This window comes from Mesorhizobium sp. Cs1299R1N3 (genome assembly GCF_037179625.1).
Lineage (GTDB): Bacteria > Pseudomonadota > Alphaproteobacteria > Rhizobiales > Rhizobiaceae > Mesorhizobium > Mesorhizobium salmacidum.
The window spans coordinates 78,963-93,413 of sequence record NZ_JAPYKQ010000008.1; the positions used below are offsets into that span (position 1 = coordinate 78,963).

At 62.4% G+C, this 14,451-nt stretch carries 18 protein-coding genes; 10 read left to right on the forward strand and 8 right to left on the reverse strand.

The features are described 5' to 3' along the window. Window positions 1-67: 67 nt before the first annotated feature. Window positions 68-712, reverse strand: a complete 645-nt coding sequence (locus tag O7B34_RS18520; protein WP_337147397.1) for a hypothetical protein — start codon at window positions 710-712, stop codon at window positions 68-70. A gap of 327 nt (window positions 713-1,039) precedes the next feature. Here O7B34_RS18520 and O7B34_RS18525 point away from each other — a divergent pair, with 327 nt between their 5' ends. Beyond that, window positions 1,040-1,384, forward strand: coding sequence for a hypothetical protein (locus O7B34_RS18525; protein WP_337147398.1), 345 nt, complete (start codon window positions 1,040-1,042; stop codon window positions 1,382-1,384). Between the two features lie 2 nt (window positions 1,385-1,386). Here O7B34_RS18525 and plsY read toward each other — a convergent pair whose 3' ends face one another. Further along, window positions 1,387-2,061 carry a glycerol-3-phosphate 1-O-acyltransferase PlsY gene (gene plsY, locus O7B34_RS18530; protein WP_337147400.1) on the reverse strand — a complete coding sequence of 225 codons (675 nt, stop codon included), beginning with the start codon at window positions 2,059-2,061 and terminating at the stop codon, window positions 1,387-1,389. A gap of 243 nt (window positions 2,062-2,304) precedes the next feature. Here plsY and O7B34_RS18535 point away from each other — a divergent pair, with 243 nt between their 5' ends. Both O7B34_RS18535 and O7B34_RS18540 read left to right on the forward strand, forming a co-directional pair. Continuing rightward, window positions 2,305-3,837, forward strand: a complete 1,533-nt coding sequence (locus O7B34_RS18535; protein WP_337147401.1) for an FAD-dependent monooxygenase — start codon at window positions 2,305-2,307, stop codon at window positions 3,835-3,837. A 113-nt stretch (window positions 3,838-3,950) separates the two neighbouring features. Then, window positions 3,951-4,661, forward strand: a complete 711-nt coding sequence (locus O7B34_RS18540; protein ID WP_337147402.1) for a hypothetical protein — start codon at window positions 3,951-3,953, stop codon at window positions 4,659-4,661. 36 nt (window positions 4,662-4,697) lie between these two features. Here O7B34_RS18540 and O7B34_RS18545 read toward each other — a convergent pair whose 3' ends face one another. Both O7B34_RS18545 and O7B34_RS18550 read right to left on the reverse strand, forming a co-directional pair. Continuing rightward, window positions 4,698-5,309 (reverse strand): TlpA family protein disulfide reductase, encoded by a 612-nt coding sequence (locus tag O7B34_RS18545; protein WP_337147403.1) that lies wholly within the window; start codon window positions 5,307-5,309, stop codon window positions 4,698-4,700. 117 nt (window positions 5,310-5,426) lie between these two features. Continuing rightward, window positions 5,427-5,945 carry an RNA polymerase sigma factor gene (locus tag O7B34_RS18550; protein ID WP_337147404.1) on the reverse strand — a complete coding sequence of 173 codons (519 nt, stop codon included), beginning with the start codon at window positions 5,943-5,945 and terminating at the stop codon, window positions 5,427-5,429. A gap of 640 nt (window positions 5,946-6,585) precedes the next feature. On the opposite strand from O7B34_RS18550, the gene O7B34_RS18555 reads away from it, so the two are divergent. Both O7B34_RS18555 and O7B34_RS18560 read left to right on the forward strand, forming a co-directional pair. After that, on the forward strand, window positions 6,586-6,822 hold the full coding sequence (locus O7B34_RS18555) for a YgaP family membrane protein (RefSeq protein WP_337147405.1): 237 nt from the start codon (window positions 6,586-6,588) through the stop codon (window positions 6,820-6,822). Between the two features lie 66 nt (window positions 6,823-6,888). Next, window positions 6,889-7,140, forward strand: a complete 252-nt coding sequence (locus tag O7B34_RS18560; RefSeq protein ID WP_337147406.1) for a hypothetical protein — start codon at window positions 6,889-6,891, stop codon at window positions 7,138-7,140. Between the two features lie 149 nt (window positions 7,141-7,289). On the opposite strand, the gene O7B34_RS18565 is transcribed toward O7B34_RS18560, so the two are convergent. Next, window positions 7,290-7,655, reverse strand: coding sequence for a hypothetical protein (locus O7B34_RS18565; protein ID WP_337147407.1), 366 nt, complete (start codon window positions 7,653-7,655; stop codon window positions 7,290-7,292). Between the two features lie 225 nt (window positions 7,656-7,880). On the opposite strand from O7B34_RS18565, the gene O7B34_RS18570 reads away from it, so the two are divergent. Then, window positions 7,881-8,321, forward strand: coding sequence for a hypothetical protein (locus tag O7B34_RS18570; RefSeq protein ID WP_027144247.1), 441 nt, complete (start codon window positions 7,881-7,883; stop codon window positions 8,319-8,321). Window positions 8,322-8,393: 72 nt separating this feature from the next. Then, the gene (locus O7B34_RS18575; protein ID WP_337147408.1) at window positions 8,394-8,831 is read left to right on the forward strand and encodes a nuclear transport factor 2 family protein; all 438 of its coding nucleotides are present in this window, start codon (window positions 8,394-8,396) and stop codon (window positions 8,829-8,831) included. A 32-nt stretch (window positions 8,832-8,863) separates the two neighbouring features. On the opposite strand, the gene O7B34_RS18580 is transcribed toward O7B34_RS18575, so the two are convergent. After that, window positions 8,864-10,486: an ABC-F family ATP-binding cassette domain-containing protein gene (locus O7B34_RS18580; protein ID WP_337147409.1), complete on the reverse strand. Its 1,623-nt coding sequence runs from the start codon at window positions 10,484-10,486 to the stop codon at window positions 8,864-8,866. A 272-nt stretch (window positions 10,487-10,758) separates the two neighbouring features. On the opposite strand from O7B34_RS18580, the gene O7B34_RS32190 reads away from it, so the two are divergent. Further along, window positions 10,759-11,073: an EthD family reductase gene (locus O7B34_RS32190; protein ID WP_442920975.1), complete on the forward strand. Its 315-nt coding sequence runs from the start codon at window positions 10,759-10,761 to the stop codon at window positions 11,071-11,073. Between the two features lie 132 nt (window positions 11,074-11,205). Further along, window positions 11,206-11,517, forward strand: coding sequence for a hypothetical protein (locus O7B34_RS18590; protein ID WP_337140092.1), 312 nt, complete (start codon window positions 11,206-11,208; stop codon window positions 11,515-11,517). 94 nt (window positions 11,518-11,611) lie between these two features. Here O7B34_RS18590 and O7B34_RS18595 read toward each other — a convergent pair whose 3' ends face one another. Both O7B34_RS18595 and O7B34_RS18600 read right to left on the reverse strand, forming a co-directional pair. Continuing rightward, the gene (locus tag O7B34_RS18595; protein ID WP_337147587.1) at window positions 11,612-12,712 is read right to left on the reverse strand and encodes a transporter substrate-binding domain-containing protein; all 1,101 of its coding nucleotides are present in this window, start codon (window positions 12,710-12,712) and stop codon (window positions 11,612-11,614) included. A 244-nt stretch (window positions 12,713-12,956) separates the two neighbouring features. Further along, window positions 12,957-13,649 (reverse strand): SDR family NAD(P)-dependent oxidoreductase, encoded by a 693-nt coding sequence (locus O7B34_RS18600; RefSeq protein WP_337147411.1) that lies wholly within the window; start codon window positions 13,647-13,649, stop codon window positions 12,957-12,959. A 171-nt stretch (window positions 13,650-13,820) separates the two neighbouring features. Here O7B34_RS18600 and O7B34_RS18605 point away from each other — a divergent pair, with 171 nt between their 5' ends. After that, complete coding sequence (locus O7B34_RS18605) at window positions 13,821-14,450, forward strand: glutathione S-transferase family protein (RefSeq protein ID WP_337147413.1); 630 nt, start codon at window positions 13,821-13,823, stop codon at window positions 14,448-14,450. Window position 14,451: the final 1 nt, after the last annotated feature.

Here is a 14,451-nt window from a genome sequence, read left to right on the forward strand (position 1 = left end):
CGGACTTCTTGCTTGTCGACGGCGGCGCAGTTCAGGGCGCCTTCCCTCAACACATGCCATCACGGCTTTAAGGGCAATAGGATTGTCCTCCGGCTCGGACCACGTGCAGTTCCAACGGTCGATCAGGCGTCGATGGGACGACGAGAGGTTGGGTGAGCTTCTCGGAAATTTCAATTTCCCAATGATCCGAGCCGTCGTCGTAGACGAGCGTCCCGTGCGAAATCCGCAAAACAATATTCGAACCACGCTGGGGTTCATTGGACCACTTTTCCAGAGCCGCTATGCTGTCCGGCATGGCAAACCTTTGAAACAGCTGGATCTCGGGAATGAGACGCTTTGGACCCAGCGTTGCGGACCAAATTCTATAAGGGAGGTGAGTGACCGAAAAATCACTCTTGCTTTCCGGGTCGTTGATATCAGCCCTCACGCGCTGAAGTACGGCGATGCAGCTCCGAAGCATGCGACGGAAATTTGGTGGCCAAGGTGAGAACAGGAGATGGCCGGGCAGTTTGTAGCTCATATTGCCACTTTTTGTTCGCCTCCATGGCCAAGGGCACTCTTGGCCCGAGTCAGTCGATCGAACGAAAAGCACACCTTTGGTTTCACGGATTATCGGCCAGAAATTTCTTGCTGGCGAACGGCGGATTGCTTCGTGGAGCAGCGCAATGGTCTCCGCAACTGGAACAGCTTTAGCTAACTCATCGATGGTCATGGACACATTCTGTCTTTGTTGGCGTATGTATTCCTCCGCCAGAGGTCGATTTATACTCCTCAAATATTCACGATAAGCCCCCATATGATCGCCATACGGGTTATCTAAGCGCCTAATCACCGATCACCACCTACTCGCCAAAAGCGCGACCTATTTGGTCAATTTATCAGTTACTTCACGGCGAAGCCATGTGCTTGGCAGGTCAGTAGACATGACAGACCTTTGATGGCTTCTGGTTTACTGGAGGATCGAGATTGAGTCTCTCAGCGGTCGTGTACAAAGGCATGTTAGCTCTGGAACAAGAATTCCCCGGATATCGTTTGGAGCGTGAGCCGATATCGGGAGAATGCGAGGTCGTTTATCCCGACGGAGCGCGCGTCCCCTGGGGCCGTCAAAGCGTGTGAGCGACTCCTCGGCAACATCTCCCATATCGGCGCCCTTCGGGGCAGGATTGCTCGACATCTCGGCAAGGCCTCGGCTCTTGAGAGGCTTGTTCTCTATTCCGGCAGCCATGCCGGAGACGTAATCGAGGAAACGGGCTTCGGCGAGGTCGAGGAGGAACTGGGTCTCCTTGAAACCAGTCCCGACGAATATCTCGGGAGATTTGCCAGTGTGATGCGCGCAGTGATCGGCGCGGCGCGGCAGGAGCGCAACCCGATCGTGTTTGTGTAAGCCTAAACTTGCGGTTCCGCTTCCGATCCCGGGCTGACTTCCCCAAAGCGCGGCTCCGTCCCAGCCAGCAGCCGCCGGATATTGGCGCGATGGCGCGCGATCACGTAGAGCCCGCCGGCAAACACCAGCAGCCGATATGGCAACGGTTGCTGCATGCCGCAGACGAGGGCGATCGCGGTCAACGCCGCGAGCATCGAACTCAGGGAAACAATCCTGGAGATCACCAGCACAACGCAGAAAACCGCCGCCGCACCCAGACCGATCGGCCAAGACATCGCCAGGAGCACCCCGAGCCCGGTCGCCGCGGATTTGCCGCCGGTGAAATTCAACCAGATCGAGCGGCCATGCCCCAGCAGCACGGCAAGTCCGGCGAGGCAGACAGCCCAGGGCACAAAGCTCTGCGGCTCAAGCCCGGCCGGTGGCGTGAGGTATGGCAATGCACAGAGCCAGCGGATAAAGACGATCGCCGCCACGCCTTTCAGCACATCAACCAGCAGCACCGCTAGGGCAGGCCCTTTGCCAAGCGTCCGCAACACGTTGGTTGCGCCGGTCGATCTTGAGCCATGCTCCCGGATGTCGATGCCCTTGAGCAACTTTCCCGCCAGATAGCCCGTGGGAATGGAACCGACGAGATAGGCGATCGCCAGTCCAGCCACGTTCGCTATCCAGAAGATCATGGGTCCACCCTGTTGCCTATCAATGGCCACACCCTTATACAGCCCGCGTCGGAAAAGGCAGAGTTGGTTTGGTAAGCCCAACTCCTTTCGCCAGCGAATCGTTTCGCTGAGAAAGCTCTGGTCTTTGGCTTCGTGCACAGGATCCCCGCGACGAACATCGGACGCTGATCGCGTCCAATTGTTCGTCCGTGCGGTTCTCAACGCGAGGAACGCTCCGGTCGAACATCGACCAAGGAGCAGTTCATGCACAACCCCAATCCATATGATATCGTGATTGCTGGCGCCGGCCCTGTCGGCCTGTTTCTCGCCTGCGACCTGCGCCTCGCGGGTCTCGCCGTGCTGGTGCTGGAGCAGGCCGAGCATCCCGGCTCGCCGCTCAAGCGGCTGCCTTTCGGCATGCGCGGCCTTTCAGCGCCCACCATCGAAGCTTTTCACCGTCGTGGCCTGCTCGGCGACATCGCCGCGCCGCAACAGGCGGGTGGCGAAGTTGCGGCCGCGGCGCACTGGATGCAGCAGGCGCGCCGGCCGGGCGGCCACTTCGCCGGCATCCAGTTCTACCTCGACACCGTCGATACTTCAAAATGGCCGTATCGGCTGCCGGATGCGGCCGGCACCCACATCGTGTCCGATATGGAGGCGCTCGAAACCGTGCTGGCCGCGCGGGCAAGCGCGATGGGCGCCGAGATCAGGCGCGGCCTCGGCGTCGAGGGCTTCGACCAGTCGGATGAGGACGTGACCATCCGCGCCGGCGGCGAGCTTTTTCGCGCGCGCTGGCTCGTCGGTTGCGACGGCGGCCGCAGCACGGTTCGCAAGCTTGGCGGCTTCGAATTCGTGGGCACCGATCCCGAATTCACCGGCTATTCCGTCGAAGTCGAGCTGGCCGATCCCGACAAGCTCACCCCCAGCCGCCACTACACCGCGACGGGCATGTATACTTACGCGCGGCCGGGCACGATCGCGATGGTCGAATTCGACGGCGGCGCTTTCCACCGCACCCAGCCGGTCACGCCAGACCATGTGCAGGCGGTGTTGCGCCGCGTCTCCGACACCGACGTCACCCTGACGGCCCTCCGGCTTGCCACCACCTGGACGGACCGCGCCTACCAGGCGACGGCCTACCGCAAGGGCCGCGTTCTGCTCGCCGGCGACGCCGCGCACATCCATTCCCCCCTGGGCGGCCAGGGTCTGAATCTCGGGCTTGGCGACGCGATGAACCTCGGCTGGAAGCTTGCCGCGACCGTCCGTGGCGACGCGCCTGCCGGCCTGCTCGACAGCTATTTCGATGAGCGGCATCCCGTCGGCGCTGATGTGCTCGACTGGTCCCGCGCTCAGGTCGCACTGATGCGGCCGAGCCGCAGTTCGCGCGCGCTCGCAGCCATCATCCGCGATCTCATCGCCACGCGCGACGGCGCGACATATTTCGCCGAGCGCGTCTGGGGCGTTTGCCTGCGCTACCAACTCGGCGGCGCCCATCCGCTGGTCGGCCGCGGCGCGCCCGACTTCGAGCTGGCTGACGGAACGAGGCTCGGCGAACTGCTCAGGAACGGGCAAGGCCTGCTGCTGGACTTCGACGGCCGCGCCCCGCTTCAAGCGATTGCCAGCCGCTGGAGCGGGCGGATCACCTATGTCGCCGGCAACGCCAGGGAACGGTTGGGCCTGAGCGCCCTGCTCGTGCGCCCCGACGGCTTCGTCGCCTGGGCCACTGATGCTGATCCGGACCTTGAGGGAGTTGCCAAGGCCGCGTCGCGGTGGTTTGGCGAAGGGCCTCGCCGGTGAAATCGACTCTTCCGCCGGTTCCACATGCTAAAAGGAACTGTTGATCCTGATTTCGGTTGTCTGTCGTGCGAACGATCGTTCCACGGCAGGCACCTAATGAGCGAAAACGAGACATGAGCCCAGCGGACAAGCAGCGCGGCTCCATTCGGAAGATCCTGAGCGGCATCGCGGCGAAAATTGCCACCGCCCCTGATCGCACGGCCGAGCGAGGCACGGGCACCGCGTCAATGGTCGCCGAATGGCTGCTGCCGCCAGCGGCGACGCTTGGCTCCTCCTTGCGCCTGAAGGGGATCGAACGCGAAGTTCGAGCCCGCCTGCCATGGACGGTGCGGAAATTTGCCAAGGCCGAGACGGGCCGCGTCGTCTTGCGCATGGTGCGAACCGACGCGGATGCGTTCCGGGCCGCCTCGGCAACCATCTCCAGGACGCTGGAGGGAATCGAGGCACTGCCCGTGCTGCCGCGAGAGGCGGAGGACATCCTCACCATCTCCTCCCGAGAGCGGCACAAATGGCTCAGGGATGGTCGCCTGAAAAGCAACGGCACGCGTACCGTGAAGATGCGCGGGCGATCCAAGGCCGTGACCTTCCACGTCTTCGATCCACGCCACATCGAGGACATTCTTGACCGTGACCTGGCGACCGCCTGGCGGGAGGAGGATGCGCTGGAAGTGTCCGAGAACAGGCGGCGCGGGGCAGGCAAGGCCGCACTGACGCGAGCAGGCAAGCGGACGGGCAACGCCCGCAAGACCAGAAATGCGGGAAAGGACGATGCGCCAAAGCTCGAAGGTTGGGACACATTCGAGGCGGACGGATTGCTACGTTAGAGAAGAGTATTAGAGACGGCTCCGGTCATTCTGCCTTCAAGCCCGTGCGTAATAGGCGAGCAATTGTAGGCCCGCCTCCGACATCCAGTCAGAGGATCCTGGCATGAAGCCGGCGATCTTTCCGGACGATGTCACCAGATAGGTGATGGGCATATCGTAGAGCGTGAACGGTACATCCGGGCCATGTTCGGTGGTGTCGTGAGCGCTGTGCCCGAAGGGATCGCGATAAATCGCAAGATGGCGAACGCCGAGCGACATCAGGTAAGATGCCAGGTCGGCCTTACGATCTTTATCAACCGAAACCGCAACGACGTTCAGCCCCTTGCGGTTGGCTGCTTGCAATTGATCGAATCGCGGCAGGTCGCCTCGGCAGGCTTTGCACCAAGTTGCCCAAAACGTGACAAGCGTCACTTTGCCAGGAGATGGCGCCAAGTCGATCGGCCGATGGTCAATGCCCGAAAGCTGGATGACCGGCATCAACGCAGCTGGCTGGAACAGCTGGAATTGGTGACGTGCCGTTTCGAAAAGCGGAGGATTGTCGAATGTGCTACCGGCCGCCGCCTTGGCTGTTCCAAGAGCAGGCATCACGAGCCCTGTGGCGATGGACGCGGTGGCCCGCAGCAGGGAACGTCTTGAAAAATGCGGCATGCGAGAATCCTCTTCCTGGCTCGACCACTGCTGCCATAGAGCGTTTGCTGTCCATTGGTTGAGGAGGGGTTGTGCCCCAGGGATGGCAGACGATCGTGGTCGCCGAGCATCTTTTTTTCAGTCCGTCATATATTCCCGGAGCAGATGCCGGGCTCGATGCAGGCGGGCCTTTACGGCTTCCCGCGTCAGTTCGAGCGATGTCGCGATATCGTCGATGGTGAAATCCTCCATATCGCGCATGAGCACTATTGCGCGGTAGTGGACAGGCAGGGAGTGAATCGCATCGGCCAGATCCAGTCTGAGTTCAGCATTAGGCCGCGTCGAGAAGTCGAGCGTGTCCTGCATGTCCTCGATAGGTGCCGTCTCAACTTTACGCCTCGTGAGGCGAGCACATTCGCGGCGGACGATCTGAAAGAGCCATGACGCAAAAGCACCTGCGGCCCGTAGGCCGCCAATCCGGGTATTCAAGAGCCAAAGCGCTTCTTGAACGGCATCGTCGACGTCGGCGGCCCGGCATGATCTTTGGGCGTAACGACGAATATCGGGCTGACTGACGGTTAGCAGCGACAGGATAGCAGCCTGATCACCATCCTGTGCTGCTTCAATCAGATCGGCGGGGAATTGGCGTCGGACCACGGTTCTCCTCACGGGTGCGGCTTCGGCTCGCAGCCGACTGCGGCGGAGCCCGTACGAAACCGAGACGCTCGAATCGGGGCCGCAGCAAATATGTCGATGGCTATGGGAACATAGCTGAACGGACTGCTCGGCGAGCTAAAAGAGCCGTAGACAGGTTGGGCGAGTGCCCCTGCCAGGCGGACCTTCTGTTTCGGTCGATAAAGATTCTCGAGGTCGAACATGATCCGTCGCCTTGCTGTTGCCCCTGACACAGGTGAGCGTTCATAAGAGGGGCAAACCGCGTCGATCGGTTCGCCTGTTTGCAAATAAATCCGGGATCCCCGCGGCGTTGGCACTTGCTTCGCAGCGCTGGTCAACCTGGGCAGATATGAACCGACAGCTTCTCAGCGAACCGGTGATCGACAATTAGATTTGCCCGAACATGATCGTTGTCGATGTGGTGGTGTATCTCCTTCCGCCGACTTGCCCAAGCGCGCCCGAAGCCATCGATATGATGCCGACTGCAAATCGATCCGCCGTCTCGCGTTCGCGGGCTCGGTAATGTGATCGATAGTAGGATCGATGTTTTTTTCCGACCGCGAACCTTTTCCTCTCTTGCCGCCCTCTTGTCAGTCGTAGGCAACAGACTGGAGATGGACAAATGTTTTATAAGAAGAATTTGCCGCTGTGGGAGCGATTGGTTCGTCTGCTGGCGGCAGCCGTCATGGGATCATGCGCAGCGCACTTCTGGGGTACGCCAGTGGGATACACCTGGGCCGTCGGCGGCGTTGGTATGGCACTGACGTCCGTTTTTGGATTCTGCCCGATGTGTGCGATGGCCGGCCGCAGAATAGCCCTGCAGCAAAAGCGGCTGCGAAACGCTGAGAAGAAATCCTAGATTCCAGGCCCGGCTGAGCCGGGCCAACCCCTCATTTGCCGGCGCCTCTCATAGAAAGACAAGACCATGGTTTTTGGCAATCGCACCCTCATCGTTCATCTCGCAAAAGGCATTGGTGGATTCGGTGCTCTGGCCATCGCGCTGGAAACGATGAATTCGACGCTTCTCCCGTCCGCGGTGCTCTTGCCGCTTTCCCTCTACTTGCTGCGCGGGTGCCCGGTATGCTGGACAATTGGATTGTTTGAAACAGTCGCCACGGCCTTTTACCGGACGAACCGCGTGAAGATTCGGGACGTCACGTCGGGAGAGGCAGAATGACTACGTTTTAGCAAGACGCCGGTCATAACCGATGGCGATGCCACTGTATTCGACTCGACCGCGATCCTTCTTTATCTCGCGCAACAAACCAATTCGTTTCCGGCCAACAGCTCGGAGGCGGCGGTCGCCCCAAAGAAGGCCGTTCCCGGCTATGGATATTTCGCCGGGGTTGGACTGGCAGGGCTCATATCACCCTGCAATTCCTTCGGAAGGGGTAGGCTCGAACATTGCAGATGCACGTCGCGGGCGAGCAGCTTTCGTTGCTTCTGCTCGTGCTCCTTGGTCGCCGCTATGATCCCCAACCCGTAGGGGCCAAGTGCGACGAATTCCCAACCCGGGTGCTGTTTTTCGCGGACCGCGTAGTCCGAAGCCGCCGCCCGGGCTTGCTGGCATTGCGGCGTCGCCCATTTCTGGTCCTGCTGCGAAAGCGAGGCTCCATAGTCGACCGGAGACGTCGCGCATCCGGCCATTGTCGCGGCCAACGCGGACATTGCAAGCCCCGTCGCAATTCTCATCCCGAACCCCTTTGCCAGCCGCCGTGGAGAGTACACCGACGTCTCCATCCCACAAGAAGACCGCCGCGACCAGAGAGCCTGGCCTCTTTTCGTGGCGGCCTTCCCGCCGCCAGATTCAGACCGCCGCTTGGAACAAATGATGGGCGAGACTGTTCAGTTGTAAGTTGATGCGATGCCGACATTCTTGCCGGCGAGCAAGGCAGCCACCCTTCAGGAGCTCCCATCATGACTATTTCCTCCGGATTTCGTTCAATCGCCGTAGCCGCCATCGCCACGGTAGGCGTCAGCCTTGCCAGCGCCGCGCATGCCGACAGCGGCACGATCCGCTTCTCCGTCTACAAGGCGGCCTTCTTCGTCGGCGGCTCCGGTGGCGAGGGCACGCTGACCTTCCATGGCCGGAAATATCCGATCTCGATCGGCGGCGTCTCGGGCGGCCTCGCCTTCGGCGTCTCCAAGACGTATTTCCAGGGCACCGTGCGCCACATCAGGCGCGCCCGGGACGTGACTGGCGTATACGGCGCGGCCGGCGGCGGCGGCGCGCTCGGCAGAGGCGCACAGGTGATCGTGATGACCAACGACAAGGGCGCCCAGCTCCAACTCACGGGCAGACAGGTGGGCCTGCAAGTGAACGCCGATCTCAGCGGCATGAGCATCGCGCTGAGGTAGGCGCGTCACCCCTCGGAGCAGTTCCAGGAGAAGTGAAGCGGTTTCCCGTCCCGTTCAGGGGAGAGGAAGACGATGATCGCCAAGGCCGAGGTCGCGAAATTCTTCGAGGCCTATGCGGAATTCTACAATGACGCGCTCATGTCGGATGCCGGTTTGAAGGACGTCGCCGACATTTATTCGTCCGCTTTCATTTCAGTCACCCCTGGCGCGGTAATGGCCGGCGAAAACGGCAAGCAACTGATCGAAATCATGAAGAAGGGCTTCGAGGGCTACAGGGCAATGGGCGCCGGGAAGATGACGTGCAGGGACGTATCCGTGACGCCGATCGATCAGGACCACTGCGTGGCAAAGGTGCAATGGTCCGGGGAGTACCAGAACAAGAAGGCGGCGCTCATCACCATTGATTTCGAGGTCAGCTATCTCCTCGAGAGGCGTGACGGGAAGCTGAAGGTGTTCGGCTGGATCAGCGGGGACGAGCAGGCCGAATTCAGGAAACACGGCCTGCTTTAGATCCCACTCGGCGAATGGCGCCCCCTACCCGCTCAGCTCCGAAGGCCCGGCGCTTCCTGTCCGGTGCGCTCGACATATTCCGTATAGCCGCCGCCATAGGTGTGGATGCCTTCGGGCGTCAATTCGAGCACGCGGTTCGACAGCGCTGCCAGGAAATGCCGGTCGTGCGAGACGAACAGCATCGTGCCTTCATATTGCGACAGCGCCTCGATCAGCATCTGCTTGGTGGTGATGTCGAGGTGGTTGGTCGGCTCGTCCAGCACCAGCAGGTTGGGCGGATCGAACAGCATCAGCGCCATCACCAGCCGCGCCTTCTCGCCGCCCGACAGCACCCGGCATTTCTTCTCGATCTCGTCGCCGGAAAAGCCGAAGCAGCCGGCGAGCGCCCGAAGCGGCGCCTGGCCGGCCTGCGGGAAATTGTCTTCCAGCGTTTGGAACACGGTGCGTTCGCCCTCCAGGAGCTCCATGGCGTGCTGGGCGAAATAGCCCATTTTCACGCTCGGGCCCCGCGCCACCGTGCCTGTATCGGGATCGGAGGCGCCGGCCACCAGCTTCAACAGCGTCGACTTGCCGGCACCGTTGATGCCCATGATGCACCAGCGCTCGCGGCGGCGGACCTGGAAGTCGAGCCCTTCATAGATGGTGCGGCTGCCATAGGCCTTGTGCACGTTCTTCAAGGTGACGACGTCCTCGCCGCAGCGCGGCGCCGGCTGGAACTCGAAATTCACCACCTGGCGGCGCTTTGGCGGCTCGACGCGGTCGATCTTGTCGAGCTTCTTCACCCGGCTCTGCACCTGGGCTGCGTGCGAGGCGCGCGCCTTGAAACGCTCGATGAAGGCGATTTCCTTGGCCAGCATCGCCTGCTGGCGCTCGAACTGCGCCTGCTGCTGCTTGTCGGCGATCGCCCGCTGCTGCTGGTAGAATTCATAATTGCCGGAATAGGCGGTGAGCGATCCCGCATCGATCTCGACGATCTTGTTGACGATGCGGTTCATGAACTCGCGGTCGTGCGAGGTCATCAGCAGCGCACCGTCATAGCCCTTCAGGAACTGCTCAAGCCAGATCAGGCTTTCTAGGTCGAGATGGTTCGACGGTTCGTCGAGCAGCATGGCGTCGGGGCGCATCAGCAGGATGCGGGCCAGCGCCACGCGCATCTTCCAGCCGCCCGACAGCTTGCCGACATCGCCGTCCATCATCTCCTGCGAAAATCCGAGACCATCGAGGACCTCCCGCGCGCGTCCGTCCAGCGCATAGCCGTCAAGCTCCTCGAAGCGGTGCTGCGCCTCGCCATATTGTTCGATGATCTCGTCCATCCGGTCGGCCTGGTCGGGATCGGCCATGGCCGCCTCGAGTTCCGCCATCTCGGCCGCCACGTCGCTGACCGGTCCGGCGCCGTTCATCACTTCGGCCACCGCGCTGTGGCCCGCCATGTCGCCGACATCCTGGCTGAAATAGCCGATGGTGACGCCGCGATCGACCTGCACCTGGCCCTCATCGGGCTGCTCCTGGCCGGTGATCATGCGAAACAAAGTCGTCTTGCCGGCACCGTTGGGGCCGACGAGGCCGATCTTCTCGCCCTTCTGCAGGGAGGCCGACGCCTCGATGAAGACAAGCTGACGGCCGTTCTGCTTGCCGATGTTTTCAAGTCTGATCATGATGTTCCGAGGGGTATCGATGCGGAATTGGGATTTGCCCGCGCCCTTACGCGAATGACGGTGCCGGGGGAAGAGGCAGAAGCGCCGCAGTGCCCGCGGGAGCGCGAGGCGCCGATCTCCTCAAGTCGGGAAATCGGCTGTCGCATGGCCCCGCCCCCCGGCCCGCGCAGATAAAAATCGACCGGCAGTCGAAATCCGCCAATGTCGAACGACTTCGGTTTGGCGGCCTGCACGGCCCGACCATCGACATCAACAGGACAGGAATACGGGCAATGGCCAAGATGCTTGTGATCTACAAAACCCCGGCCGATCCGGCCGCGTTCGACCGGCACTATTTCGATGTTCATATACCGCTCGCCAAGAAGCTCCCCGGCCTGCGGCGCTACGATGTCAGCAGGCGGCCCATCGTCAAACTCTCGGCGGGCGACATGCCTTACCTTGTGGGGACATTGTATTTCGACAGCCTCGACGACATCCGCGCCGCGTTCGCCAGCGAAGTCGGCGTTGCCTGCGCCGCCGACCGGCGGATATTGGCCCCGGGCGACGACGATCTGACGATGCTGCTGTTCGACGCCGACGAAGTGTGAACCCGGCCTCCAGACACACTCCAGAAACAAGATTCAACATCCTGGAAAAACTGGCGAAAAGATCGTCTGCGATAACCATCCCCGTGGCAGCCGGGCAGCGGCCGCCAGACACGCCAAGGGATAGTGCCTGCAATGCAACGACGTTCGGCCGGATGGATGGGCGCCCTGACAGGCATTTCGCTCGCCATGCTTGCCGTCGTACAGTCGGGCGCGCAGGCGGCGGTCACCCGGACCGAATATTGCAGCCGGCTCGGCCTCCAACTCGACGCTGCCATCCAGGCCAAGGCCAAACCGGGTGCCAGTGCGAGACAGATCGCCGAGGTAACGGCACTGCAGGACAAGGCGAACCGGTTCTGTGCCGGGAGCAAGCAGGCGCAAGGCATCCGGACCTACGCCAACGCCCTGAAGCTCCTCGGGGTGACCCCGGTCGACCTCGATCAGTAACGACAGCCATCACCCGAAGAGCCGTCCTGAAAAAGGGCGGCTTTTTCTTGCGCGCAATGCCGCGAGCTGTCCGTCCCCGCTCTCATGCCGATGGCTATTTCTCGCCCAGATACTGGAAGACCGCCTGTTTCCACCAGTCGCTTTCCATGGTTTGCAGCAGGGCGACATCGAGCGGCTTGCGAAGCCTACTGCCGAGCGGCAGGGCGATGGCATATTGCTGCTGGTCGAAGATCGCGTCGAGGACCCGCAGGCTCGCGCCGTAGTTCTGTCCGACCAGCCAGCCAAGCAGCGGCTTGTCGTGGACCAGTGCATCGATCTTGCCGGCGCGCAGCGTGTCCAGGCCCTGCTGGACGGTGGCAAAGTCCTGATGGCGGATATGGGTGGAATCCAGGTAGGACGCGGTCGAGGAATTCTGCACGGCGCCGACCCGGACCGTGGCGAGGTCGCTTTCGCCCTGCACCATGCCTTCCATCTGCGTCACGGTCAGCACCGATGTGACGCCGGCGGTGAACACCGCGATGGCGATGATCGATCCCATCATCCACAGCGCGGCCAGCACACGTCCCGGCACGGTTCGCGGACCGAAATCGCCGGTGCTGGCCTGGGTCGCGGCAATCGTCGACCACCACATGCTGGAAAACAGGCCCTTGGCGACGCCGCCGCCGAAATCCTCATTGTGGCGGCGCTCGAACATCCAGATCAGGACGCCGACCACGACCGAGATGACGATCAGCGCCAGCACGGCCTGCAGGAAGCCGAACGAGGTCAGCGCGTGCAAAATCGGCCGCCATGACGGCTGGCTGTTGAGCGGTGTAGCGATGCCGAGCCCGGTGGTGAAAAAGGGCTGCGTGAAGTCGACGGCCTTTTCGCGGTCTGCCGTGACCGTGATCGCGGCCATCGCCACGTCGAATTTGCCGCTGACGACGCCGTCGATCTGGTCCTGCACGCCAGGCACTTCGACATAGTGGAAGCCAAGGTTGAGCCGCCCGGCCATCTTCTGCCAGAGGTCGATGCTCAATCCCGACCAGGTGCCGTCCTGCAGCTTGAAGGCGAAGGGCGGTGCGGCCTTTACCCCGACCGATATGTCCTTCGACGACACGTCCGACGGCAAAGGCAGCTCGGCAGACGTTTGTGTCTGGCCGACGGCGGCGCCAGCCCCGACGCACGCGGCGAGGGCAACGAGGATCAACGCCATCGTCCACGAAGCAATTCTTCTCAACGGCAACAACTCCCGGCGGCCGATTGCGCCGCGCGATCTGGTCGCGGGCTCGAAAAAATAGCCGCCATGCCGGCCTTCGTCCACCCGCCATGGAGAAGGTGATGCACGGATGTCCGGCGAGATTGATACGAAAACAACTGTTTGGCACAATTTCCCGAATCAGATGCCGAACGCTGCTATGCAATGCCGGGCGCCGCCCGAACCTGCCCGCGTCCCGCCGTCACCACGGCAGCCTCTTGCCATCGCGAAAAAAGCCGCCCGTCGGGCCGTCGTCCGGCAAGGTCGCGGCCCACACGATGCCCGCCGCCCCTTGCGCCACCGGGCGCCCGCCCGGCCCGCCCATGTCGGTGGCGACCCAGCCCGGGCAGATCGCGTTGACCAGCACGCCCGAGCCGCGCAGTTCGGCCGCCAGCACGCGGGTCAGTGCATTGAGAGTCGCCTTCGAGGTCGAATAGGCTGGCGCGCCCGCCCCCATCGAGGCCAGAGAACCGCCTTCGGAGGAGACGTTGACCAGCCTGCCATGGCCGCCCGCCCCGAGCAGCGGCGCGAAGGCGGCGGCCACCCGCCAGGCGCCGAAGACATTGGTCTCGAACGCCTCGATGATGACAGTCCAGTCGGGCCGCAAGGCGCGCGAGCCGGTGTCGTAGTGGATGGCGGCATTGTTGATCAGCACGTCGAGCCGGCCGAACCGGCGCTGCACGTCGTCGGCTGCGCTCGCCGCCGCGTCGGGCGCGGCGACATCGAGCGCAATGGCCTCGACATCGCCATCGAGCCCTTTCGCCGCCGCCTCGCCCTTGGCGAGATCGCGCACGCCGAGCAGAACGGTGAAGCCGAGCGCCGCGAGCTGCCGCCCGGTTTCAAGCCCGATGCCGCGATTTGCGCCGGTGACGAGGGCGACTTTGTGGGTGTTCATGGGAAGCCTCTTTGTCGGTCATCTCGGGGCAAAATGGCACGGGTGGACCTGTTTTATTAGAGGGAGGAGATAGCAGTCATCATGCGATGACGCGCATGAGTTGGTTGCGCGGGAATCGGGTGTCGGCGGGCGCGGCTATATGCGATCGTTCACCCATCAAGAGGACCGGTCATGCTCACGCTTCACGATTATCTGCCGTCGCAGAACGGCTGGAAGGTCCGGGTCGCGCTAGGGCTGCTCAAGATCCCTCACGTCACGCGCCTTGTCTCGATTTTCGAGGGCGAGAGCCATACCGATGCCTTCCTGGCGCTCAACCCGGCAGGCGCGGTCCCGGTCCTTCAACTCGAGGACGGCAGCGCCATCGCCGAATCCAATGCGATCCTCACCTACCTTGCCGAGGGCACGCCCCTGCTGCCGCCTGACCGCTATCGGCGAGCCAAGGTCATGCAATGGCTGTTCTTCGAACAGTACAACGTCGAGCCCGTCATCGGCTCGCTGCGTTTCTGGACCCTGACCGGACGGCTTGAGCGCAACCAGGCCATGGTTGCCGGCAAGCGCGAAGCCGGAGCCCGTACGCTCGCCGCCCTGAACCGCAGCCTTGGCGAGGCGCCGTTTCTCGCCGGCAGCGACCTCACCATCGCCGACATCGCCGTCTATGCCTACAGCCACCGCGCCGGGGATTGCGGCTTTTCGCTCGCGGACTATCCGGGGTTCGCAGCATGGACCAACCGCATACGCGATGCCATCGGACCCGGCTACCCCGTCCATCCCTACCGCATCGACCCGCATTCGGGCGCCTGAA